The sequence below is a fragment of the Acetobacter oeni genome, assembly GCF_011516825.1.
Lineage (GTDB): Bacteria > Pseudomonadota > Alphaproteobacteria > Acetobacterales > Acetobacteraceae > Acetobacter > Acetobacter oeni.
Genome location: NZ_WOTA01000002.1, coordinates 195,971 through 219,603, shown reverse-complemented (window position 1 = coordinate 219,603; position 23,633 = coordinate 195,971). Strand labels below are relative to the sequence as shown.

Sequence of the window (23,633 nt, the reverse complement as noted above, 5' to 3'; positions counted from 1 at the left end):
AATCAGCTCCGGCAACCGTCTCGTCCCGAAAACAATCCAATACCCCGGGATGGCTCCGGGAAAGAAAAATCGCTGGCGCCGGAAAGCGGAGACACGTCTCCTGCGCCTTCAACGAAACTCACCACCCGTGGACCGTCACGGAAAAACGAGAAGGAGTCCATCCGGATGCGGGCAGCCCCCGTTTCATCATCCGGCGTCCGCCCGGCCTTATCGGACCGGGGATCAGTGGCAGCCGCCGCCATCCTTGCCGCAGCCCTTGCAGCCGCCACACCCGCCCGCCGAAGTCGAACCGGCACGTCCGGCGACCGCCTGACGCACCGGTACCGGCGCATGCACCACGTCCAGAACGCGCCCCGTGCCGCGCCATAATCCACGCGTCACGGAGGGCGCCAGACGGCCGAGCCAGTACAGACCACAGGCCACGACAAGCACGCCGACAATAAGCACTTCGATCACGATGCGCCTCCCCCAAATGCCAGCGCCACCCGCCAGGTGACGAAAGACGCGGCATAAGCAAGCCCGAACAGATACGTGGCGGTCACCACCACCATTTTCCAGCCCCCCGTCTCACGACGAATCACGGCAAGCGTGGAAAAGCACTGCGGTGCGAAAACATACCATGCCAGCAAAGACAGGGCCGTCGCCAGACTCCACTGAGCCGAAAGCAGCGGGGTAAGCTGCGCGGCCGCATCGGTTTCACCGCCACCAACGGCATAAACCGTCCCCAGCGCGCTGACCGCGACCTCACGCGCGGCAAGACCGGGAATAAGCGCCACACAGATCTGCCAGTTGAAACCGATCGGCGCGAAAAGCGGCAGCATCCAGTGTCCGATCCGCCCCGCCAGACTGTAATCGATGGCAGGCCCCGTCGCCCCCGCCGGCGGCGCGGGAAAGCTGGATAACGCCCAGAGCAGCACGCTCAGCGTAACGATGATCGTGCCGACACGGGACAGAAAAATAACCGCCCGCTGCCAGAGCCCAAGGCCGAGATCGCGCAGATTGGGCAGCCGGTAAGCTGGCAGTTCAAGCAGCAGGGGATGCTCGGTCGCCTTGCCACCCCGCTTCAGAACCCAGGCAACGATCAGCGCGCTGCCAATGGCGGCCATATACAGCGTGAACAGAACCAGCCCGTGCAGATTGAATACGCCGCCCACATAGCGGTCCGGCACAAAAGCGGCGATCAGCAGCGTATAGACAGGCAGCCGCGCCGAGCATGTCATCAGCGGCGCCAGAAGAATGGTGATCAGCCGGTCACGCGGGTTCTGGATCGTGCGCGTCGCCATAATGCCCGGCACGGCGCAGGCAAAGCTGGAGAGCAGCGGAATAAAAGACCGTCCCGACAACCCGGCGGAGGCCATAATCCGGTCCAGCAGGAACGCCGCGCGGGGCAGATAGCCCGACTCTTCCAGAACCAGAATCCACAGAAACAGAATCAGGATCTGCGGAAGAAAGACAATGACCGTCCCGGCACCGGCGATAACCCCGTCCACAATCAGACTCTGCAACACGCCATCCGGCAGAACATGACGCACCAGCTCCCCGAAAGCGCTCACCCCGGCATCGATGCTGTCCATCAGCGGCTGAGCCCAGGAGAAAACCGCCTGGAACATCACGAACATCAGCGCGAACAGAATGAGCAGACCCGTGACCGGGCTCAGCACCCAGCGATCCAGCCTGTCCTCCAGAGCCTCCGTGCCCGCGGACGGGCGGGACACGCACTCCGTAAGCAGCCTGCGAACCGTGGCATGAAGGTCCTCGTCCTTCGCGGACGGAGCCGGGCCGGTCAGCGGCGGGTGGTCCAGCAGATCCAGCAGATCCGTCGCCCCGTTCTTTCTGATCGCAACGGCCGTGACAACCGGCACGCCCAGCTCGTGCTGCAAACGCGGCACATCAATGACCATGCCCTGCCGGCGGGCGGCGTCGAGCATATTGAGCACCACCACCATCGGCCGTCCAAGCTGCCGCACCTCAAGCGCAAAGCGCAGATGCAGGCGCAGATTGGTCGCGGACAACACGCAGATCAGAAGCTCCGGCGCCGGCTCGCCACGATAGCGCCCGGCACATACATCGCGCGTGACGGCTTCATCCGGGCTGGTCGCCGTCAGACTGTAAGCCCCCGGCAGATCGAGCAACCGCACGCCCCGCCCTGCAGGCGTGGTCAGGCGACCTTCCTTGCGCTCAACCGTCACCCCCGCATAATTCGCAACCTTCTGCCGGCTGCCGGTCAGCTGATTGAACAATGCCGTCTTGCCGCAGTTGGGGTTACCAACCAGGGCCGCACGCAGCGGGAGGGTTTCCACCATAGCGTCCATGGTCAGGCAACTGCCCGCAGCACGATGCGTGCCGCTTCCACCCGGCGAAGCGCAAAGCGCGTAAAACCGATCTTCACCGCGATCGGATCGGCCCCGAACGGCCCCTGGGCAATGATTTTTACCGGCTCACCCGGGACAAAGCCCAGCTCACGCAGCCGCACGGCCACAGGATCGCCGGACTCGCGATCCTCGATATGGTCAATGACAGCCTCAGATCCGGGCGACAGCTCATTCAGACGCATGGCTGCACGTATCCACCTGTATTCAGTTGCGAATGATACGTATTTCCTTATTTGCGCGGTGTCCATGCCGGTGCGCTGTGCAAATCGGGACGAATCTGGCAGGACCGGCATAACAGGAGCGCAACTCAGCGCAGCCCGGACGCGTTCCGGCTCATTGTGTCTGACGGATAAAGAGGAACGAAAAATATGACCGCAAACCCAGAAGTGGCGGCTGTTCCGTTTGCTCCGGAGGATAACGCGCTGAATGTCCCGGTCTGTGTGTGGGATCTGAAGGCGGAGCTGGGCGAAGGCCCCGTCTGGAGCGAAGCGGAGAAGGCGCTCTGGTTTGTCGATATCCTCGGACGGAGGCTCCACCGGTATGATCCGGTCAGCGCCGCGACGCATTCATGGAACGCACCCTTACGGCCGTGCTTCCTGGTTCCCCTGCGGAATGGCGGCCTGCTGTGCGGGCTGGAAGACGGCCTCAGCCATTTCGACCCGGTCTCCGGCACATTCACGGAAGTCATCGCCGTAGAGCCGGATCTTCCGGGAAACAGGATCAATGACGGTCACGTCGATCCCACAGGGCGCCTCTGGTTCGGCACAATGGACGACGCCGAGGAAAACCCGACAGGATCGCTGTACAGCATCGGGGACGGGCATAAGCTGATCAGGCATCACGGCGGATACACCGTGAGCAACGGCCCGGCCGTCTCCCCGGACAGCCGCACGCTCTATCAGTGTGACTCGGCGCTTGGCACAATTTACGTGTTCGACATCGCGACTGATGGCACGCTCGGGTCACGTCGTGTTTTCGCCAGGATCGAAGACGGCGCCCCCGATGGTCTTGCGATGGACAGCACCGGAACCCTCTGGTCAGGCATCTGGGGTGGCGGTCGTATCGAGCGATTCCGACCGGACGGAAGCCGGCTGGACCCGATCGCTGTCCCTGCGAAAAATGTAACAAAAGTCGCGTTTGGCGGCTCCGATGGAAAGACCGTCTTCGTGACCACCGCGCGCAAAGGCCTGTCCGGATCTGAACTGGCGGAAAAACCGCAGACGGGCGGCCTTTTCTGTCTGCGAACGGAGATACCGGGGCGGATTCAGGAAGCACTGGCCTTTCCTGCCGTCGGGTAGCCCCGCAGAAATCGTCCTTCCGCAGGGAGCGGTCACGTATGCGCGATGAAGTTTCGCGTGCATTCTGCCGTCGTCCTCTCTATGCACTGCGAGCAATGAGGACCCGCCGCAGACTGTCAGAGTCTGTGGCGGGTTCGTACGCAGGAAAGATCAGGCCCGCTTTACGATGGAAATCCGCAATATAGCCATTATCGCTCACGTCGATCATGGCAAGACCACGCTCGTTGATGAGCTTCTCAAACAGTCCGGCTCCTTTCACGAGCACCAGCAGGTCTCTGAGCGCGCGATGGACAGCAACGATCTTGAAAAAGAACGTGGCATCACCATCCTCGCCAAATGCACCTCCGTGGTCTGGAAAGATACGCGGATCAACATCATCGATACCCCGGGCCACGCTGATTTCGGCGGAGAAGTTGAACGCATTCTGAGCATGGTGGACGGCGCGATCGTGCTGGTCGATGCAGCGGAAGGCGCCCTGCCGCAGACGAAATTCGTGGTCGGCAAAGCTCTTGCCCGTGGTCTGAAACCGATTGTCGTGGTGAACAAGGTCGATCGCGGCGATGCTCGCCCGGATGAGGTTCACACCGAGATCTTCGATCTGTTCGCCTCCCTCGGCGCAAACGATGAGCAGCTGGATTTCCCGATGCTCTTCGCTTCCGGCCGTCAGGGATGGGCCGATACGGAACTGGACGGTCCCCGTAAGGATCTGGCCCCGATGTTCGACCTTATCCTGCGCCACGTGCCGCCGCCGGCGCTGGATAAGGACAAGCCGTTCGCGATGGTCGCGACGATCCTCGAATACGACAACTTCCTCGGTCGCGTGCTGACAGGCCGCGTCGAGCAGGGTCGCGCGAAGATCAACATGCCTGTGCGCGCAATCCGTCAGGACGGAACGATTGTCGAGTCCGGTCGTCTGACCAAGCTGCTGTCATTCCGTGGTCTTGAGCGCGTACCGGTCGATGAGGTCGAAGCCGGTGACATCGTCGCTGTAGCAGGTCTTTCCGACACCACGATTCCCGACACGATCGCATCCCCGGAAGTAGCTGGTCCACTGCCCGCCATTCCGGTTGATCCGCCGACCCTGTCGATGACGTTCCGCCTGAATGATGGTCCGCTCGGCGGACGTGAGGGCAAGAAAGTCACATCCCGTCAGATCCGTGACCGTCTGTTCAAGGAGACAGAGGGTAACGTGGCCATTCGCGTGAGCGAAAGCCCGGAAAGCGAGGCTTTCGAAGTCGCAGGCCGTGGCGAACTCCAGCTTGGCGTTCTGATCGAAACGATGCGTCGCGAAGGCTTCGAGCTGACGATCGGTCGCCCCCGGGTGCTGTATCGCGATAACGAAGAGACCGGCGAGCGCGAAGAACCTTACGAAGAAGTTCTGATCGACGTTGACGAGCCGTATTCGGGCGTCGTGGTCGAGAAGATGTCCCTGCGTAAGGGACAGATGCAGGATATGCGCCCGTCGGGCGGGGATAAGGTCCGTCTGACCTTCCTTATCCCTTCGCGCGGTCTGATCGGTTACCATGGCGAGTTCCTGACCGATACACGCGGCACAGGCATCATGAACCGGCTGTTTGCCGGCTATCAGCCCTATGCCGGGCCGATCGAAGGCCGTCGGAACGGCTCGCTGATTTCGTCGGAAGATGGTGTCACGACACAGTACTCCCTCTTTTCCCTGCAGGATCGCGGCACGCTGTTCCTTGGGGCTGGTGAAAAAGTCTATATTGGCATGATCATCGGCGAGCATTCCCGCGAGAACGATCTCGAAGTGAACTGTGTTCGCGAAAAAAAGCTCACCAACATCCGCGCTGCCGGTAAAGATGAGGCGCTGCTTCTGACACCGCCACGTAAAATGAGCCTTGAGCAGGCGATCGCCTATATTGAGGATGACGAACTGGTCGAGGTCACGCCATCTGCGGTGCGTTTGCGCAAGCGCTATCTTGATCCGCATGAGCGCAAGAAAAATGAGCGCTCGTCAAAGAAAGACTAAGTTAAAAATCTTTTGCGGGACGTGCGTTTAAAGTACGTCCCGATCAGCGTTCTCAGAAACTCATGCTATCTCCGGACATTCTGAATCTATAACAGAATGTCGCTCTGATAACGCAGCCTTACTCTGTAATATTTAGATTCTTATGCGGGTGTAAGCTATGGTTTACATTCGTTTAGTGCGGAGCTTTATTTATGGCTCTGTCTTTCCCCTATTATGCACAGGAGAATGACGCGGTTTGAGAGGTACTTTTTTTTCTTCGCTGTCGGATATCAGGCCATGGTTTGGCTGGATGCCGCCCACTCTCGGTTCGCTGCTTATTCTCTTTGTCATCGGGACGCTTGCCTCCACCATCAGCGGTTTCATCATCAATCGTGTTTTAACACGCATTCCCGGCCGCAGATCAGGATCATTGATCCGAACCGCAGCTGTAGCCCTGAGGCATCCCGCCCAGATTGCCATCACCTCAACCCTGATGATTTTCGCCATCCCGGCGCTTGATCTGCCTGTGTCGCTGGCTGGCAGTCTGGCGCACCTGTTCGCGGTGATCCTTGTGCTGGCGTTCGGGCTTGGCCTGATGAAAAGCGCGCGCATCGGCGCCACGAGCTATATTTCGCATCTGGATGCCTCAGCCGATGACCGGGAAGAGGATATTCTCGGACGTAAGCACCTTACGCAGGTCCGGTTGCTGCAACGTATGGCGGAAATCATCATTGGCGTGCTGACAATCGGCGCGGCTCTGATGACGTTCGATCCTGTGCGGCAATATGGCCTCAGTCTGCTTGCATCCGCAGGCGCTGCATCGATTATTGTTGGTTTTGCCGCCCGGTCTGTTCTCACCAATCTGATCGCAGGAGCGCAGATTGCGGTCACACAGCCCATTCGTATGGGAGATATGATCGCGTTTAACGGGGACTGGACCTGGGTCGAGGAGATCAATTCGACCTATGTCGTGCTGCGATGCTGGGATAAACGACGCAGAATTGTGCCGGTATCCTATTTTCTCGATAACCCATTCGAAAACTGGACCTATAACTCAGCTGAACTGATCGGTGCCGTCTATCTGTATCTCGATTTTATGGCGCCTATGGACATGATTCGCGTGCGGCTCGCTGAGATTGTCGAAGCCTGCCCTGAATGGAACGGCAAGGATTTCAGTGTTCAGGTTGCCGATGCAAGCGACCGGACAATCATGATCCGGATTACCGCCGGCGCCCGGACGGCGGTTCGCAGCTGGGATCTGCGTTGCGCCATACGAGAGGGAATTGTTTCCTGGATTCGACAGAACTGTCCGGAAGCTTTTCCGCAGACAAGATTCTCTGCTCATGCATCTGAAGGGGGTGAACCGCCATGGGACTACGATTACTCGTCGCCAGCACTGCCCCGGATTGAAAGCCGCCCGCCGCGCTGGTAAGCACGCTGATCTGCATGTGCAGCGCTGTTTTTGATTAATGTACAATGCCGGAGCGCGTGCAAAGCGTTCCGGCTGGCGTCGTCCCTGAAACGGGACGTGACATCTGCCGGAGACTTTCATGAGCATCAAGAAACTGCTGGTCCTCCCTGGCGACGGCATCGGCCCCGAGGTCATGCGTGAAGTCGCACGTGTCGCCGCATGGCTCAGCAGACGCAGAGACATCACATTCGACATTTCTGAAGATCTGGTCGGAGGAGCCTCTCTAGCAGAATATGGCGTGCCAATCCGTGAAGAGGTCATCCAGAAGGCGCGTGAGGCCGATGCCGTGCTGTTCGGGTCCGTCGGGGATCCGAAATGGGCACATGTCGGCTTCGATAAGCGGCCTGAGGTTGCAATCCTGAAGCTCCGTCAGGAACTGGGTCTGTTTGCCAATCTGCGTCCCGCAAAAGTGTTTGATGCACTGGCGGACGCCAGCACGCTTAAACCTGAGATAGTCAGGGGACTGGATATCATGATCGTCCGCGAAACCGTGGGCGGCATTTATTTTGGTGAGCCACGCGGCATCGAAACATTACGGGACGGCGAACGCCGCGGAATCAATACTGAGGTCTATACCACACGCGAGATTGAGCGCGTGGCCCGTGTCGCCTTTGACCTGGCCAGGAAGCGGCAAAATTCGGTCTGTTCAGTTGAAAAATGCAACGTGATGGAGAGCGGGCTGCTGTGGAAAGAGGTCGTAACCGACCTTCACGCCCGCGAATACGCCGATGTCACGTTGTCACACATGCTGGCCGATAATTGCGCGATGCAGCTTGTTCGTAATCCGCGCCAGTTCGATGTCATTGTGACCGGCAATCTGTTTGGGGACATCCTGTCGGATCTGGCTTCCATGCTGACCGGCAGTCTCGGAATGTTGCCATCAGCAACGCTTGGCGCGGTTCATTCCGATGGTCGCCGTCCGGCCCTGTATGAACCAATTCATGGCAGCGCGCCGGATATTGCCGGTCGGGGCATTGCCAATCCGATCGCCCAGATTCTCTCGTTCGGAATGCTTCTGCGCTACTCGTTCGGTATGCAGACAGAAGCCGACATGATCGAGAGCGCGGTGTCCGCAGTGCTGGCGACTGGCCTGCGGACCGCTGATATTATGAGCGAAGGCATGGCGCGTGTGGGCACGGACGTGATGGGTGAGGCGATCGTTCGCGAACTGGATAAGCTGCAGGTCTGACCAGATAAAAGCGGGAGACACGCATGGCAGTGTCTTCCCGCTTTTATCCGCACAATTACGGAAAAACCGGATCCAGATACGGGCTGGATGCGTCAAAAAAGACTTTATTACTGGTCAGTTCGGCCAGAATCACGCGCAGGCTTGCCAGAGCGCGCAGGATTTCAACCCGTTGCGACAAGTTCATCTCAACCTGCTCCTGTCGTTCCAGAGAAATGACAGCAAGCCGGGTAGCTCTTTCCGTCCGTCCGTAATGACCACCATAACGACCGGTAAACTGGGCCATACGGCCCAACACTTCCTGCACATCCCTTGTCGCGGCGGGAGGCAGCTCCGCTCGCATCAGAATGCTGCGCAGACTAAGAATGGCCAACCCGACGGTCATTGCTGAAAGAATGCCACTAAGATAGGCGTCGATGACCGGGCCTCTGCGTCCGGCGACGGTGTTCAGCAAACGCACCATGCGTTCGACACTGATGCCAATGACGTCCCGGGGAAGCATCGGGCGCGACCTGTGCGCAAGATTGCGGAGCCCTTTCAGGATTTGCAGCCGCATATCCCAGCGGACGCCATCGGGATCGAGCGGAAGAAAGACCCGGTACATCCATGTGCAGAAAGCCATTGCGAGACAGAGTGGCATTGCCGTGTTGAAGAACAGGATTTCATCCGTTCTTCCCTGATTCAGTGGCCCGACGAGAATGGTCAGGAAGAGATTGTAAGCGACCGCACCCAGGATCATTCTGGGATTCGAGAAAGCGAGACCGCCGATCATCATGAATGGCACGAAAACGAGTGCCAGCATTTCGTAAACCGTTACTGCGGGCACAGCCCAGAACGTGATGAGCATTGCGACGCCTGAAACGCAAAGAGCACCATGCAGAAAGGCGCGGCTGGCCATGGCCGGTGTTTCCAGCGTGGAAAACAGGGCGCAGACGATACAGACGAACATCACGAACACAATGCCGTCCGGCCAAGCTGTCGCAAACCAGAAGACACCCGCCAGAAAGATTGAAACGCTGGCGCGCAGACTGTTCGCAAAAGCGATACGCCAGTCGCGCCATGTGCGCATGGCAAAATGGAACCGGTCATGCGGGGGCGGATTGCGACTGGCTTCAAACTGGGCCAGAGCCGCCTGAAGCTGGTCAAGCAGATCTCCGAGCACATGCAATGCCTGCCCCTCCCGCGTCACGGCTGTTTCAGTCGTGATTTTCACGGGTGGGTGAGTGACCATATTCATTTCGATGTCGAGGCACGTCGCGGCATCAAGACGGCAGTCGGCCCGCAGAGAAGCCAGTTCGGCCATCAGACCGGAAAATTCAGGCGGATCTTTCAGGCGATCCGGTAACGCAAGCAGGAAATCGCGACTTTGATTCGCCAGTTTCTGCCATGTGGAGCCATAGGTCGCCGCGTCATCCATTAAAGCCGAAAGATCAAGTGCCCGAGAAAACAGAGCCGCGATATCCGACAGGGCAGCACGGGCATGATCTCCTTCATGGCCATGCCGGCCCATCTCGATTTCCGCAAATTCAATCTGGTCTCCCAGAGAGGCCAGAGAGGCGAGCATTTCAGGTGAGTCCCGCAATGCGTTCTGGTTGCCTCCGAGCATCGTTGCCAGCGCATCCGAGGCTTTCCCTACCGCGCCGATAAAATTACTGGCCAGCCGGTCCCGGGCGCGCTCATTCAGGCGAAACTGGAACAGGGAGGACAGGACGGTCTCGATAACGACGCCAAGCGTAATGTAGGTGGCGCGGGACATCGCAATGATGAAGATATGACCTGGATCCGCGGAGCCATCGAGTGCGATGATGGCGACGGTAAAGCCGCTCGCCCGCATCCCGTGGATACGATAGTTCGTCATCGTCGCGGGACCGGGCAAAAGCGTGCCGATAAAGCAGAAAGAGCCGATGCACGCTGAAAGCAGCAGGATAAACAGCAATGGCTGCTGAGGTGAAATGGCGACGATGCTGATGGCCGCTATCGTACCAACGACCATTCCGAACATATGCCAGCGGGCTTTGGCGAGCGACTTGCCGCGCGACCCCTGAGCGATCATCCAGACGGTAAGAGCTGCCCATTGCGGGCTGCCAAGCTCCCACCACAGAGCGATGCCGAGCGCGATCAGAGACGCGATGGTGGTACGAAGCGCATAGCCGAAACTGTAGAGATTCGGAGCAATCAGCCAGCGGATATGCGCAAACAGCCTCGGCAAAATCGGTGCCGAAAGGCCTGTGCGTGCCAGAAAGCCGGTCAGAAGGGCCATGAGTGGCTTTTTTTTGGGGATCGCCCCATCACTCATACCCTATGCCCCGCGTAGTTACCGGAAGCGAATATCATGGTGTTCGCTTACACTATGCCCGGTCCGATCATGTATCGGCAGAACGAATAACTCAATTTCCTGAAAAAGCAGGAGAGCAGACAGTCCCCGACGAACTGAGAACCGTCATCGGGAAGCCGGCATGACCCTCATTCGTCGTAGGAAAGCAGCGTATGAACCGGAATATCCAGTTTGTCACGGCCACGAAGTGCGGTGAGTTCGATAAGAACAGATGCGCCGACCACATTCGCGCCGGCCTTGCGCAGCAGCGCGACTGAGGCCGCGAGGGTTCCGCCGGTGGCGAGCAGATCGTCTGTCACGACGACTTTCTGGCCGGGCCGGATCGCATCGGCCTGGATGTGCAGGCTGTCACTGCCATATTCGAGGTCATAGGTAAGAGAGATCGTCTCGCCGGGCAGCTTGCCGGGTTTGCGGAGCATAATAAGGCCGCAGCCCAGACGTGTGGAGAGCGGTGCCGCTGTCAGAAAGCCACGCGATTCGATTGCCGCGAGCTGATCCGGCTGCCAGGGCGCCACAGCATGCGCCATGCGGGCCGTGGCCAGCTGCCAGGCGTCAGCATTCCGCAGCAAAGTCGAGATATCGTAGAAGAGGATGCCGGGTTTCGGAAAATCCGGGATGCCACGAATATACTGTTTGAGGTCAATGTCCTGCATGATGCCGTGCCAGATGCGGGTTGATCGGACAGCCTGCTCCCGGGAGCCATATTATCTCTGTCTCCTGACGCAAAAACCGTTCAGAAATAAGAACGTTATGGCGGCTGCGGCGCGGACACTACCCCGCAGGGAAATCTCCTGCAACCTCTCAGGCAGGTGGAGTTTCCGGACAATCTGGCAGCCGGCAGTCGTATCCGGATTCAGGATGCAACCCGTTCGCTCATAACCTCCGCGACCACTTTCAGAAATCCGTCACGACGGAAAGGTTTAGACAGGAGCCGTGCGCCTTCAGGGGCTGCGGCCGGTCGGGCACCGTCAGCAGTAAAATCGCCGGACATGCAGACAATTCCAAGGCCAGGAAGGCGCTCGGCAAGCAGCTGAGCGAGCCGGAAGCCGTCCAGCGGTCCGGGAAGCTGCACATCGGTGACCAGAAGGTCATAGTGATTGCCCGCATCGGCGACCAGGTCAAAGGCGGCCTCGCCGTCCGCGGCTTCGCTTACGCGGTATCCGGCCAGTCCGAGGATTGTGGCCACAATATCCCGGATCGCCGGATCGTCTTCCACAACAAGCGCCTTGCGGATGGTGTCCGAAGCCGCAGGACCGTCCCTGACAGGCGCCGGCGCGGTTGCGCCGACAGGGGCGCGTGGCAGCCAGAGGGTGACCTGAGATCCTCTTTGCGGGGCGGACGAAACGACGACACGTCCGCCTGAGTGATGGGCGAAATTGACGACCATGGCCATGCCGAGGCCGGTGCCGGTGCCTTCGTCCTTCGTGGTGAAGAAAGGCTCGAACAGTTGCTGCAGAATCTCCGGCCCCATGCCGCACCCTGTATCCGTGACATCGATACGGACCCATGTTCCGGCTGCCAGCGGCGTTGATTCGGAGGCGACACGCAGCCCCCGTTCGTTCTCAACAGGCAGGGTGAGCAGATCCACACCCGCAGGAAAAGTGACATTTGTGGCCTGGATGCGGACGGCGCCACCTTTCGGCATGGCATCGCGGGCATTGATGGCGAGGTTGAGGAGCGCGCTCTCCAGCTGCGCCGGGTTGACCTGGACGGGCCAGATTGTGCGGGCGTCAGCACATTCCACGGCTATGCGCGGCCCGATCACCCGTGCCAGCAACCCGGTTGTCAGAGAAAAAATATCGGCGAGGTTTACTGTATCGGGCGCGGGTTTGTCCCGCCGCATGAAGGACAGCAGCTGACCGGTCAGCGTCTCCGAGCGTCGGGCTGCGTGGACGGCGGCATTGATGCAATTCTGCCGGCGGGTGATGTCCCGGGACTGATCGGCGTCCATCGACAGTTCCAGATTGCCGAGAATGACGGTGAGCAGATTCTTGAAATCGTGAGCAATTCCGGCTGTCAGCTGGCCTACCGCGCGGAGCTTCTGGGCTTCGCCGAGGGCGCGTTCGCTGCGCAGGCGAAGCGTAATGTCGTTGGCGGTGAGAACGAAGCCGCGCCGGTCTTCGATGTCGACATTACCATCCGGGGCAAAGAAGAGGGTCCGGCAGAGTTCGAGGTCCGCGCCGTTGATTCCCTTACACTCGGCGACGACAGGGAGCGCGCCTTCTCCGTTATGCAGGGCGCGTTCGACATGGGAGAGCGGCTCAAGGAGAGGCCGCCCGTCGACAATCAGGGTGGCGCTCAGATCGTCATAGGAAAGGCCCGGGCGGAGGAAACCCTCATCCAGCCCGAGGATGGCGCCAAGCCGGTCGTTCCAGTGTCTGAGGATTCCGTCCGTGCTGAAGACGGCGACACCGATGGTCAGACTGTCCAGAACGGCGCGCAGCTGAAGGGCCAGATTGCGGTTTTTTGCTTCTGCCCGGGCAGCGGCGAGAGAGGTGCGGTCAAGAATCCAGCCGGCTGTGATCATCACCAGAACGCCGATGATGATGCCCAGGACATCGAGACGTTTCTGCCAGCTGGTGTTGCGCAGCATGTCGGCAAGGCGACCGGCCCGCTCTTCCGTGTCGACGCTGCTCAGGCGGGTCAGCGCCTGGTCCAGATTGTCGAGAACGACATCTGTTTCCGGGCGGGAGAGAGCGTCGTCGGGCACGGGTTTCCAGGCGGCGATCTGATCGACCTCCGTGCGGACCTGATCGAGGGTGACGGTATGTCCCTGCTTCAGACGCTCCTGAACCCGGACAACGTCGGGAAGTCCCGCGCGGGCTGCCGCGATCCTGTCTATGGCATCGATAAAGCAGCGCCGGTCACCGGGCTCCTGCGTTGCGAGCCAGGCGAAACGACATCGCCGCGCTTCACCGACCAGGCGGTCTATTGAGCGGATGAACTGATCTGACCCGGCGCTCTGCCTGTCGAGCTGGCCGTGACGGGCTATTTCGTTGCCCAGCTGCATGGCCAGGGTTCCGAATGTCACAATGAGCAACGCGGCTCCAAGGAGCGCGAGGACATGAGCCCGTTTGGCCGGATGACGCGCCATCTCTTATTCCGTCAGTACGTTGCGTGACGTTAACTTCATCATAAGCCTCGTCATATCCCGTCCGACGTCAAGTGCGGTCCGGCTATTCGGTATGGGCAGGACTGCTCTGGCCGGCATCCCGGGGTCGCAGAAGCAGGGCTGCCGCCATCATCACAGCACCCAGCAACATGCCGGTTGCCATCGGAACCGGCGTGCCTGTGGGCATGAAGCCGATCAGGATACCTGCGATCGATCCGAAAACATATTGCATGGTGCCGGCCAGCGCGGAAGCGGCCCCGGCGACCTGAGCGTGTTCGGCCAGAGCGCCCATGGTGGCGTTGGGGTAGATCAGCCCGGTTGCGCCGAGGGCTACGATCATTGTGGCGATGAGCAGGATGACGACCGGCTGAAGGCCGCCATGCGTCACCGGATGGTACGCGATCCATATCGAAACGGCCATGAGGGCGATGGCGCCGCAGGTGGAAACCAGAACCGAAGCGGTCAGGATTTTCGCCGGGTCAAACCGGCTGACGAGCGAACCGTTGATCTGCGAGGCGCCGATCATGAACACGGCGAACACGCCGAACAGCATGGAGAAGTGCAGCGGGGTGAAGTTGAACACGACGATGAAGACGGCGGACGCGGCTGTCAGGTAACTGAATGACATGAACGTCGAGAAACCGGCGATCAGGGCGTGGGAGAGGAAATCCCTGTGTCCGAGGAGAGAGATGTAGCGCGTGAGCAGGGTCATGGGCGACAGGCGGGCGCGGCGTGCCGGCGGGAGTGTTTCCGGCAGAACGCGCAGCACGAGCGCGGTGCAGATCAGGCCATAGGCGGCGGAGGCCCAGAAGATGACCCGCCATGAGACCACGGTGACGACGAGACCGCCGAGCATGGGGGCCAGAATCGGCACGACGCCCATGACCATCACCAGCTTTGACATCATCTTCGCGCCCTCCCGGCGGTCGGGCACCAGATCGCGGACGCAGGCCGTCGGGATGACGAGGCTGGCCGAAGCGCCGATGGAGGCGACAAATCTTGCGGCGCTGAAGGTCAGGATGTCCGGAGCCGCCGCGCAGACGGCCGAGGCCAGCGCGAAGATGGCGTTGCCGACGATCAGCGGCATGCGCCGGCCGTAGCGGTCGGACATCGGGCCGACGGAAAGCTGGCCGATGGCGAGCCCGGCGAACCAGATCGACAGGGTCATCTGCACGGAGCCGAGCGAGGTGTGCAGGGACTTTTCCATCGCCGGGAAGGCAGGCAGATAGATGTCGGTTGAAATCGGCCCGACGGCTGTCAGCAATCCGAGAAGGACAGGCAGCCACCAGGCCGTGGCCGAGGGGGTCTCGTAGGTGCGGCCGGCCCCGGAGAGGGACGGGCGGACATCAGAGGCCATGCGGACGCTCCGGATCTCTGTTTGCTGTTGGAAGGAGGGTGTAGGGCGGTCTGTGGTAAATTTGACCCTGTCAATCCGCGATGGCTGGCCTGCCGGGAGCGGAGGACGGGAAGAATCGTCGGCGCTGTCCTAAGCGTGAAGCTATCCGATGGCAAGTCAGGATGATGCGCCGGACAGGGTTGTTTCCGGTGTGACAGGCGTGAACTCCGATGTGGTCCGGCGCAGGAGCCAGACGCCGAGGGCTCCCGATACGGCGAAGAGCGCTATGGCGAGAAGGATACGGCCGGGGCCGTCGATTTTCGCGCCGGCGCCGAGCAGGACGAAGATCATGGTCTGAGGCAGGCTTCCGACAAGTGTGGCGGCGGCGAAAGGCAGGGCGGCGACGCCGGATAATCCGGCAAACAGATTAAGAAGCAGCGAAGAGCCGACGGGCAGAAGTCTGAGTGTCATGACGGAGATGAAGGGATGGCGGAGCAGCGCCTGCTTCATGCCGGCGAGGCGGGCTTTCATGCCCTGTCGGGTTTCCGGGACGGCCAGATCGGCGGGCAGATCGGCGGCGAGGCGCCGGGTTGCCCGGTTGCGGCCACCCCAGCGGGCCCAGGCAAAGCAGGCCTGGGCTCCTGTGACGGTGGCCACGGTTGCGAGGGCCGAGCCTTCCCAGAAGCCGTAGGCCAGGCCGGCGGCGAAGCAGAGCACCTGTCTCGGCAGACCGAAGAAGCACCAGGCCATGCCTGTCGTGCAGAACAGCAGGCGACCGCTCACGCCTCGGCGCAGGATGTCGGTGCTGTCGAGGCTGTGTCTGAGCGCGGGGATTTCGCGGAATGCGATGGCGCCGGCGGCGAGCAGGAGGACCATTGCCGCAGGGCGGATCAGAGTCGCGAGCAGGGGTTGCTGATCCGCTGCCACGACGTTGCAGCGGGCGTCTGAGTCGTGCTCCCGATCCGGATCTGACGCTTTGTGCATCAGGCGCGGTAACACCTCCTTGCTCAGGGTTGCAAGTGCGGGCTAAACGGCGTCATGTCCAGTGCCACAGCTCCCTCCTCCGCGCCCTCTCCGGTTTCTGATTCCACTGTTATCGACGGCATGTCCGTTCGGGACAGGCGTCGTGTTTCCAACTGGCTGCTGACCATCTGTGTCATGCTGCTGGGGATGATCGCCCTTGGGGGGGCAACGCGGCTGACGGGCTCGGGTTTGTCGATCATGGACTGGCGCCCGGTGACGGGGATGATTCCGCCGCTGAGCCATGCGGAGTGGGAGCGGCAGTTCGCGCTGTATCAGAATATCCCGCAGTACAAGATCCTGCATGACGGGTTCGGGCTGGCGGGTTTTCAGAAGATTTTCTGGCTGGAATGGACGCACCGGTTCTGGGGACGGGTGATCGGGCTGTATCTGATGGTACGGCTGGTGATGTTCGCGGTGCAGGGAGTTCTGACACGGGGGCTGATTATCCGGCTGCTGGTGTTTTTTGTGCTGGGCGGGCTTCAGGGCGCGATCGGCTGGTTCATGGTAGCATCCGGCTTCCGCGAGGGCAGCACGGCGGTGGAGCCGGTGCGGCTGGTGCTGCATCTGAGCGCGGCGCTGATTCTGTATGTCGCCATTCTGTGGACGGCGCTGTCAGTGCGGTATCCGCGGGTGGAGGCTGTGCCTGACGCGGTGGCTGGCCGGCGGACGCGCGGGCTGCTGCACGGGGCGCTGGGGCTGGTGGCTCTGACGATCATCGCGGGCGGGTTCACGGCGGGGACTCATGCGGGGTTCGTGTTCAATACGTTCCCGCTGATGGACGGGCATCTGATCCCTGAGGGGTATGCGAAGCTGTCGCCGTTCTGGTTCAACTGGATTGCGAACATTCCGGCTGTTCAGTTCGATCACCGGCTGCTGGCGACCGTGACGGTTCTGATGATCGGCGGGGTGGTGCTGTCCGGCGTGCGGGCTGATCTGGGGCCACGGGCTCATGCGGGCGTGGCGCTGCTCGGCTGGGCGGTGCTGATCCAGTATGCGCTGGGCGTGACGACGCTGCTGCTGGTTGTGCCGGCCTGGGCGGGCACGGTGCATCAGACGTTTGCGGCGGTTCTGCTCGGGATCGGGGTATTCACGATGCACGCGCTGCGCGGGGCGAAGCGGGGGCGGGTGGTCTCCGGCGGCTGAGAGATCGTTTTTCTGGCATCGGGGGTTCCGGTGGTTCGGTTCTGCGGTGTGGACAGGGGACGTGTCCCCGGGTCCGGACGCCAGGGGTTTTTGTGCCCGGTTCGTTTCGGGAGCGGGATGGGGACGGTGGCGATTCCGTGAAGTTACGGAGTTTTCTGTTTCTTTTTCGGAATGAAAAAGCCGGGTGTGTGTCAGGGGTCCGGCCGGTCTGAGGGCGATTCGGGCTGCAGTTTTTTCCGGAAGGGTGGAGCAGGATTTCGCTTCGGGGCGATGTGAAGCAGCGCGGTATTGCCCGGGGAGATAGTCTGGTGGCCGGAGGAGGGAATGTGTCTCTGCCTGGTGAAGAAAGAGTTTTTTTCGTTTTGGGCGGGTGGAGGCTGTTTTGGGGGCGAAACGGCGGGAGCCTGAAAGTCTGGCGTTTGTTCCGCTCTAATAATGAAAAGAGGTATTCTGTCCGGTTTGTGCCTGTGATCCGGGATGGAGACCGGGCGGCGCACCGGGTCTGGTAATCTGTGGCGATCGGGGTTTCGTCCGAAGTGAAGTCCGGCGCGTGTCGTTACGGGGGCAGTTCGAGATTGCTGGCCGGCGGGCGAGAGGTGTGGTTTTGGGGACTGATGAATTCCGCCCGTGACTGGTTTTTGTTCTGCCTGAGTCTGTGTGAGATGTGACGGCGAACTGATGATCAAAGCCGTATTTTATATCAGGGCCTTTTCCTGTTCAGGTTATTCGTTGGGCGTGGCGGGCGACGAGGTGACTGCTTTGGACCGGGAGTGGGAGCGGTCTGTTTTCGGACCGGACATGCGGAGAGAGGTCATTTTTTTTGAACGGCCGTTCGACGGCTGATATTGAACGTGGGTTATCAGGTGCATCTGCGAGGGCGTTTTCCGTCCTGATGCCAGACTCTCATCTGATGGGATTCTGAATAGTTTTATTCATATATGATAATTTTTCAAAATGATGCTTTGTGGTTCCGGGGCTGTCGGTTTGTGTGTCTGTCATTGCCGGGCGTTACGCTGGTTTCGGGAGAGCGGAAAGAGTTGCGTCGCCTTTATGACTCCGGCGTAACAAACAGTCATTGTGACGTTATATCGGCCGGTCGCTATTGAGAATAAGTCGCAATATATGTATGAGCCCGGAACTGCGAGGCGACAGGTCGCAATGACGGGGGCAGGCATGCATCGGGGCTGGTTTATTTATGTAATTCCTTTTTCCCTCGTGATGACCGAAGCGGGTCTTGCGGCCGATCAGGATGTGAAATCACGCTCTTCCCATCAGACTACCGCGTCGGGCGCGAAACAGGCCGCCGCCCGATCGGAGAAGCCTGTTTCGCAGGTCGAGACGGTGGAAGTGCGCGGACATACACCATCGACCGTGGCCTCCTCCGCGACCAAGACGGATACGCCTCTTGTTGAAACGGCGCAGTCTGTCACGGTCATTACGCGGGACGAGATGGATGTTCGTGGCATTCTGACCCTGAATCAGGCGATCCGCTATGCGGCGGGTATTACGCCGGATCTGCGCGGCGGCGAGGGCACCCGTTACGATCTTTTTCAGCTCCGTGGTTTTACCGTGCCGACCTTTCTGGACGGTCTGAAGCTGCAACCGAGCCCGACCGGGTATGCGACGCCACAGACCGACACGTCCCGCCTGGATCGCGTTGAAATTCTTAAAGGCCCGGCCTCCGCTCTTTACGGGCAGTCCAGCCCGGGCGGTCTGGTGGCGCTGTCAAGCAAGCTGCCGACCGACAGGCAGTTTTATGGCGGCGTGAATACCACGGGCGGCATGTTCGATCTTTATCGCGTGGATGCGGATGTCGGGGGCCAGGCGACCGATAACGGCTTTGTCCGCTACCGTCTTTACGGCACCGTTAATGGCCAGCACACCCAACTCAGCAAGACGGGCAGCCGGCGTTTCAGCATCAGCCCGTCCGTAACATTCGGGGGCGATGGTCCGACGACCCTGACTCTGCTCGGGAATTATCAGTACGATCCGGAGAATGGCTCTTATGGCGGCGTGCCTCTTGTCGGTTCGCTTGTCCGGGCATCGTATGGTTTTCTTCCGCGAAACTTCTATGACGGCGATGCGAATTACGAGAAGTTCAACCGGAGGCAGGGGGCGATTACCTATATTCTGAACCATCGGTTCAGCAAGGACTGGAGTTTCTCGACGCGCGGGCGTTATGACAATCTCAAAACCATTTACCGCAGCGTTTATGATGACGGGTCTTTCAGTGGCGACAATCCTCTTGCCCGCACGGCTTACGGGACGAACGAGCGTGTGCAGAGTCTGGCATTTGACAGCCAGTTCAAAGGGCATGTCCGTACCGGACCTCTGAGTCATGCGATGATGTTCGGTTTCGATTATATGCAGCTTCATTCCTCGGAGCAGAATTTCTACGGCGTTGCGCCGGATCTGGATGTTCTTCATCCCGACTATGACATGATCATTCCCGTGGCGACTCAGCTGGGGGATTATCGGATGGATTCCCACCAGATCGGTGTGTACGCGCAGGATGAAATCCGGTTTAAGCGGTTAATCCTGACGGGGAGTCTTCGAAACGACTGGTATCGCTCTCATGAGATGGAAGAGCTGTCCGGCACGGCGACGAACGAGAGCGCAAGTCAGATTACCTGGCGCGCTTCCGGGCTTTATCATTTCGATTTCGGACTGGCGCCCTATATCAGCTATTCGACATCGTTTCAGCCGCAGTCAGGAAATGTGTCCAGCGACGGGGGAAAAACGCTGCGTCAGGCCGATCCTTCTCTGGGCAAGCAGCTTGAGGGGGGCCTGAAATATCAGATCCCCGGAACATCCGTGCTGCTGACAGCGGCGGGTTTCCATATTGAGCAGACCAATGTTCTGGTCGCGGTCGGGACGCTTGGGTATAATAACGAGAGCGGAAAGGTTCATTCGGACGGTTTCGAGTTTGAAGCGCATGCCCAGCCGTATAAGAATCTCATGATTACGGCGGCGGTGAGTGTTCAGAACGTTCATGACGACTCAACGGGCAAACCGCTGATTGAATCCGGAAAAGGCAATGCGTCGCTGTTCGCTTTTTACACCATGCCTTCGGGGCCTCTGAAGGGGTTCGGGTTTGGCGGCGGCATGCGTTATTCGGCCAGAACCTATGGCGGCACCTCGCCATCCGGCAGTGTGTGGGTTCCGCAATATGCGCTTTTCGATGGTTCGGTGCGCTACGATCTTTCCAATCTGTCGCGTTCGCTTCGGGGGTGGACCGCCGGAGCGAGTGTGCGCAACCTGTTTGACAGGCATTATATTTCCGGCTGCCTCAGCTACGCGTCTTATGGTGAGGGCTGGTGTTATTACGGCGAGCGCCGGAACGCGCAGGGGACCATTGGGTACACCTGGTAACCCGGGCTTCCCGCAACTGTCCCTTATCCTGCATAAAGGTTTCCAGAGGCGCGCCTCTGACGGGGTAAACCGGGGTGCAGGGGCCTTCGGTCCCTGCCGGGTTTCAGGGCGGCGCCCTGAGGCTGTCCCCGCCCGGACCATCTGACCGTCTGAACTCCCTCAACATTATTCCCCGTCGCCTTCCGCCGGAAAATAAATCCCGACATATATTCAGATATATCTTGACGTGAGATATATCGAGACCTATATCGGTGTTCATGAGAAACAGATCCAGACACGCAGACGGTCGGCACCGTCACACATTCTCCCCCGAAACCGGCGACGCAGGCGGTCGCCCTCATGATCGCAGCGAAGGGCCGCCCGAAGACAGGCGCGATGAAGACAGGCGCGGCGAGGGCAGACGCGGCGGCAAAGGCGGCCCGCGCGGCGAAGGCCGGGGACGTCATGGCGGCGGCGGGCGCGGCGGACACCGGCTGTTCGATTACGGCGAACTCCGCCTGCTCGTTCTCGCCATGATCGCGGAACAGCCCCGCCACGGCTACGAACTCATCCGCGTCATCGAGGAAAAATTCGGTGGCAGCTACACGCCAAGTCCCGGCGTTATTTACCCCACCCTCTCCTGGCTTGATGACTCAGGCTATGCCGGCATGGTCGAAGAAGGCGGCCGCAAGAGCTACCACATCACGCCGGAGGGACAGGCCTTCCTCACCGAAAACCGCAAAGCGGCCGATGAGGTTCTCTCCCGCTCCATTCCCCGGGACAAACGGGGCGGACGCGATAAGGCACCGGCACCGGTTGTCAGGGCAATGGAAAACCTCAAGCTGGCCATGCGGCTGCGCATGAGGCAGGGCGAAATGGAGCAGGACACGGCAGAGAAAATCGCCGCGGCGCTCGATGCTGCCGCACAGGCCGTCGAACGAAGCTGAAACCCATACCCGGACAGATGCGAGGAAGATCTCAGGCCTTAGCGGGATGAACAGTTCGGGATTGCGGGGCACATAACCCCTCCGGTCCCGTTAAACGGGGTGAAGGGCCAGTCGATCCCTGCCCCGCGCGGGCCAGCGCCCGGCATTGCAAACAAAGAGGAAACCGGACTCATGGACGAAAAACTCGCTGCTGTTCTCGACCTTTATCACGAACGGATGCGGGCGGAGCGCAGCCAGCCCCGTACCGAAGTGCCCGGCGGCCGCGATGGTGGCCAGGATCAGCGCATGCGCGCCATCGGCCCCGACACGGGCCAGTTGCTCAACATTCTCGCCCGCAGTCTCGACAAACCCGGGATTCTCGAACTCGGCACGTCTTTCGGCTATTCCGGCCTCTGGCTTGCCGATGCCGCCCGCAGTTCAGGTGGCCGGCTCATCACCATGGAGCTGCACGGCTACAAATCGGCTTACGCCCGCGACATGGCGGGAAAAGCCGGTCTGGCCGACTATATCGATCATCGTGTTGGCGATGCCGTGGCGATGATTGGCGACCTCACGGAACCGGTCGATTTTGTCTTTGTCGATCTCTGGAAAGATCTCTACGTGCCGTGCCTGGAGGCGTTTTATCCGAAGCTGGCGCCCGGCGCGATTATCGTCGCCGACAATATGATCCGGCCCGGCACGGAGGACGTCAAACGATATGGCCGCGCCATCCGGGCAAAACCCGGTATCAGCAGCGTTCTGCTGCCGGTCGGGACCGGGATCGAGGTCAGCCGGTTCGGGGCGGACTGATTTTATTTGTCAGCGTTAAGGCCTCTGGTGGGTGTCAGGGCTTTTGGAAACCGGTTTGCTGAGAGGTGTAGCCCGGCTTGTCCGGACGAGGGCGGGCGTGCGCTCAGTCCGGCAGGCTGCCCAGTATCTCGCAGGCATGGGCGAGTGTGTCGGACGGATTATGCGTCTCGCACATGTGCCGGGCATCGGGGCCGCACATTTCAATGGCATTTTCATAATCCGATTCCAGGACATCCTGCGCCACGGCGATGTCCTGATCTTTTGTCCGCTCCTGCTCGGCCTCCAGCTTTCCCTGCGTTTCGTGCAGTTCTTTCAGGGCGCTGATGCAGGCCTCGCTGACCTGATCCGGCGCCGTCTGCAACACCGCCAGTTCTTTCTGTAACTGCGCGTTGGGCACGGTGCTGTGGCCGGCGGACAACTCCTCCTCCGCCATGGCGGGGGCAGAGAAGCAGGTGGCAATCAGAAAAAGACTGAACAGACGGACTTTCACGTGTTTGCCTCTTCGCAGGTTGGTAATGCGGTCACCCGCTCAGACAGAATTGTTTTAACTTCATGATGAAGCATTGGGGAAGCGCCCGTCAGCATTGCGCGCGAAAAGGTGGCGCCAGGGACACATAAACTGCCCTCCGGCGCGCCTGAAGTCCTCATGTTTTCTGTCACAACACTGCGACCATTCCTCTGTTCCGGTTCCTGACCCGGGGCCAGGGGCCACGCCGGTATTTTCATCATTTAGTCGGGTTTTAATTCAGAATGATTTCAGGAAATTTTACGTCCGGCATGTCACGGCGCACTTTATTCTGTTCCGCTGTCCGGGCCGCCGGCGCGCTCGGCGCCGCTTCAGCGCTCGCCGCCTGCACGGCCACGACCAGCGGCGGCACGACGACTTATACGGTCAATGTTGACAGAGTTCTGTCGATTGTCAGCAGCATCGAAGCCGGTCTGACTGAGATCGCCACGTCCTCCGCCGTTATCGGCGTGATCGGCGCGGACAATGCGGCCACGCTCGCCACCATCCTCGGCACGATCAGCGAGGTGACGGCCGGGGTTGCGGCGACATCGGCCAGCACCGTCAGTCTGACCGTGGGGGCGGGCTGGATCGCCACGGTCGAAAGTGCTGCTCAGGCGGCTATCGGGCTTTTGCAGGATTTTGAGAGCCTGCTGCCGTCTCAGGCTACCCTCATCATTCAGGCGGTCTCCGCTCTGCTGCCCGCGCTGGAAACGCTTATCGGTGCGGTTTCTGTTTCCGTCGCCATGACGCCGTCCCAGGCGCAGAATATTATTGCGCGGGGTCTCTGAGGGAG

General features: G+C 60.2%; 18 protein-coding genes. 9 read left to right on the top strand and 9 right to left on the bottom strand.

Annotated features, from left to right (window positions below; all coding sequences use genetic code 11):
* Positions 1–222 precede the first annotated feature (222 nt).
* From GOB90_RS02305 to GOB90_RS02295, 3 genes are read right to left on the bottom strand one after another with little or no spacing between them, the layout of a single operon-like run.
* Positions 223–456 carry a DUF6587 family protein gene (locus tag GOB90_RS02305; protein ID WP_261766021.1) on the bottom strand — a complete coding sequence of 78 codons (234 nt, stop codon included), beginning with the start codon at positions 454–456 and terminating at the stop codon, positions 223–225.
* Positions 453–2,312: a ferrous iron transport protein B gene (gene feoB, locus GOB90_RS02300; protein ID WP_146892088.1), complete on the bottom strand. Its 1,860-nt coding sequence runs from the start codon at positions 2,310–2,312 to the stop codon at positions 453–455. Before feoB ends, GOB90_RS02305 begins: the two co-directional genes overlap by 4 nt.
* 2 nt (positions 2,313–2,314) lie before the next feature.
* On the bottom strand, positions 2,315–2,554 hold the full coding sequence (locus tag GOB90_RS02295) for a FeoA family protein (RefSeq protein ID WP_146892091.1): 240 nt from the start codon (positions 2,552–2,554) through the stop codon (positions 2,315–2,317).
* A gap of 186 nt (positions 2,555–2,740) precedes the next feature.
* Here GOB90_RS02295 and GOB90_RS02290 point away from each other — a divergent pair, with 186 nt between their 5' ends.
* The 4 genes from GOB90_RS02290 to leuB all read left to right on the top strand — a co-directional run bounded on the left by GOB90_RS02290 (position 2,741) and on the right by leuB (position 8,299).
* A complete protein-coding gene (locus GOB90_RS02290; RefSeq protein WP_146892094.1) occupies positions 2,741–3,670 on the top strand; it encodes an SMP-30/gluconolactonase/LRE family protein in 930 nt (309 codons plus the stop codon).
* Between the two features lie 166 nt (positions 3,671–3,836).
* Positions 3,837–5,660, top strand: coding sequence for a translational GTPase TypA (gene typA / locus GOB90_RS02285; protein WP_146892097.1), 1,824 nt, complete (start codon positions 3,837–3,839; stop codon positions 5,658–5,660).
* A gap of 235 nt (positions 5,661–5,895) precedes the next feature.
* Positions 5,896–7,071, top strand: coding sequence for a mechanosensitive ion channel family protein (locus GOB90_RS02280; RefSeq protein WP_146892100.1), 1,176 nt, complete (start codon positions 5,896–5,898; stop codon positions 7,069–7,071).
* Between the two features lie 118 nt (positions 7,072–7,189).
* Positions 7,190–8,299, top strand: a complete 1,110-nt coding sequence (gene leuB, locus GOB90_RS02275; protein ID WP_146892104.1) for a 3-isopropylmalate dehydrogenase — start codon at positions 7,190–7,192, stop codon at positions 8,297–8,299.
* 55 nt (positions 8,300–8,354) lie between these two features.
* On the opposite strand, the gene GOB90_RS02270 is transcribed toward leuB, so the two are convergent.
* The 5 genes from GOB90_RS02270 to GOB90_RS02250 all read right to left on the bottom strand — a co-directional run bounded on the left by GOB90_RS02270 (position 8,355) and on the right by GOB90_RS02250 (position 16,063).
* Positions 8,355–10,592 carry an FUSC family protein gene (locus GOB90_RS02270; protein WP_146892107.1) on the bottom strand — a complete coding sequence of 746 codons (2,238 nt, stop codon included), beginning with the start codon at positions 10,590–10,592 and terminating at the stop codon, positions 8,355–8,357.
* A 167-nt stretch (positions 10,593–10,759) separates the two neighbouring features.
* Positions 10,760–11,284, bottom strand: a complete 525-nt coding sequence (locus GOB90_RS02265) for an adenine phosphoribosyltransferase (protein WP_146892110.1) — start codon at positions 11,282–11,284, stop codon at positions 10,760–10,762.
* Positions 11,285–11,484: 200 nt separating this feature from the next.
* Positions 11,485–13,725 (bottom strand): ATP-binding protein, encoded by a 2,241-nt coding sequence (locus tag GOB90_RS02260; protein WP_146892113.1) that lies wholly within the window; start codon positions 13,723–13,725, stop codon positions 11,485–11,487.
* Between the two features lie 82 nt (positions 13,726–13,807).
* Entirely contained in the window at positions 13,808–15,100 is a 1,293-nt protein-coding gene (locus GOB90_RS02255) for a multidrug effflux MFS transporter (protein ID WP_146892116.1), read from the bottom strand.
* A gap of 156 nt (positions 15,101–15,256) precedes the next feature.
* Entirely contained in the window at positions 15,257–16,063 is an 807-nt protein-coding gene (locus tag GOB90_RS02250) for a TVP38/TMEM64 family protein (RefSeq protein WP_146892120.1), read from the bottom strand.
* A 120-nt stretch (positions 16,064–16,183) separates the two neighbouring features.
* Here GOB90_RS02250 and GOB90_RS02245 point away from each other — a divergent pair, with 120 nt between their 5' ends.
* From GOB90_RS02245 to GOB90_RS02230, 4 genes are all read left to right on the top strand, one after another.
* The gene (locus GOB90_RS02245; RefSeq protein WP_146892123.1) at positions 16,184–17,245 is read left to right on the top strand and encodes a COX15/CtaA family protein; all 1,062 of its coding nucleotides are present in this window, start codon (positions 16,184–16,186) and stop codon (positions 17,243–17,245) included.
* Positions 17,246–18,418: 1,173 nt separating this feature from the next.
* Complete coding sequence (locus tag GOB90_RS02240) at positions 18,419–20,617, top strand: TonB-dependent siderophore receptor (RefSeq protein WP_146892126.1); 2,199 nt, start codon at positions 18,419–18,421, stop codon at positions 20,615–20,617.
* A gap of 257 nt (positions 20,618–20,874) precedes the next feature.
* Positions 20,875–21,543, top strand: a complete 669-nt coding sequence (locus tag GOB90_RS02235; RefSeq protein ID WP_146893156.1) for a PadR family transcriptional regulator — start codon at positions 20,875–20,877, stop codon at positions 21,541–21,543.
* Positions 21,544–21,714: 171 nt separating this feature from the next.
* The gene (locus tag GOB90_RS02230) at positions 21,715–22,332 is read left to right on the top strand and encodes an O-methyltransferase (RefSeq protein WP_146886716.1); all 618 of its coding nucleotides are present in this window, start codon (positions 21,715–21,717) and stop codon (positions 22,330–22,332) included.
* Between the two features lie 103 nt (positions 22,333–22,435).
* Here GOB90_RS02230 and GOB90_RS02225 read toward each other — a convergent pair whose 3' ends face one another.
* Complete coding sequence (locus tag GOB90_RS02225; RefSeq protein WP_261765932.1) at positions 22,436–22,822, bottom strand: hypothetical protein; 387 nt, start codon at positions 22,820–22,822, stop codon at positions 22,436–22,438.
* Positions 22,823–23,109: 287 nt separating this feature from the next.
* Between GOB90_RS02225 and GOB90_RS02220 the strand changes: the two genes are divergently transcribed.
* The gene (locus GOB90_RS02220; protein ID WP_146886720.1) at positions 23,110–23,628 is read left to right on the top strand and encodes a hypothetical protein; all 519 of its coding nucleotides are present in this window, start codon (positions 23,110–23,112) and stop codon (positions 23,626–23,628) included.
* Positions 23,629–23,633: the final 5 nt, after the last annotated feature.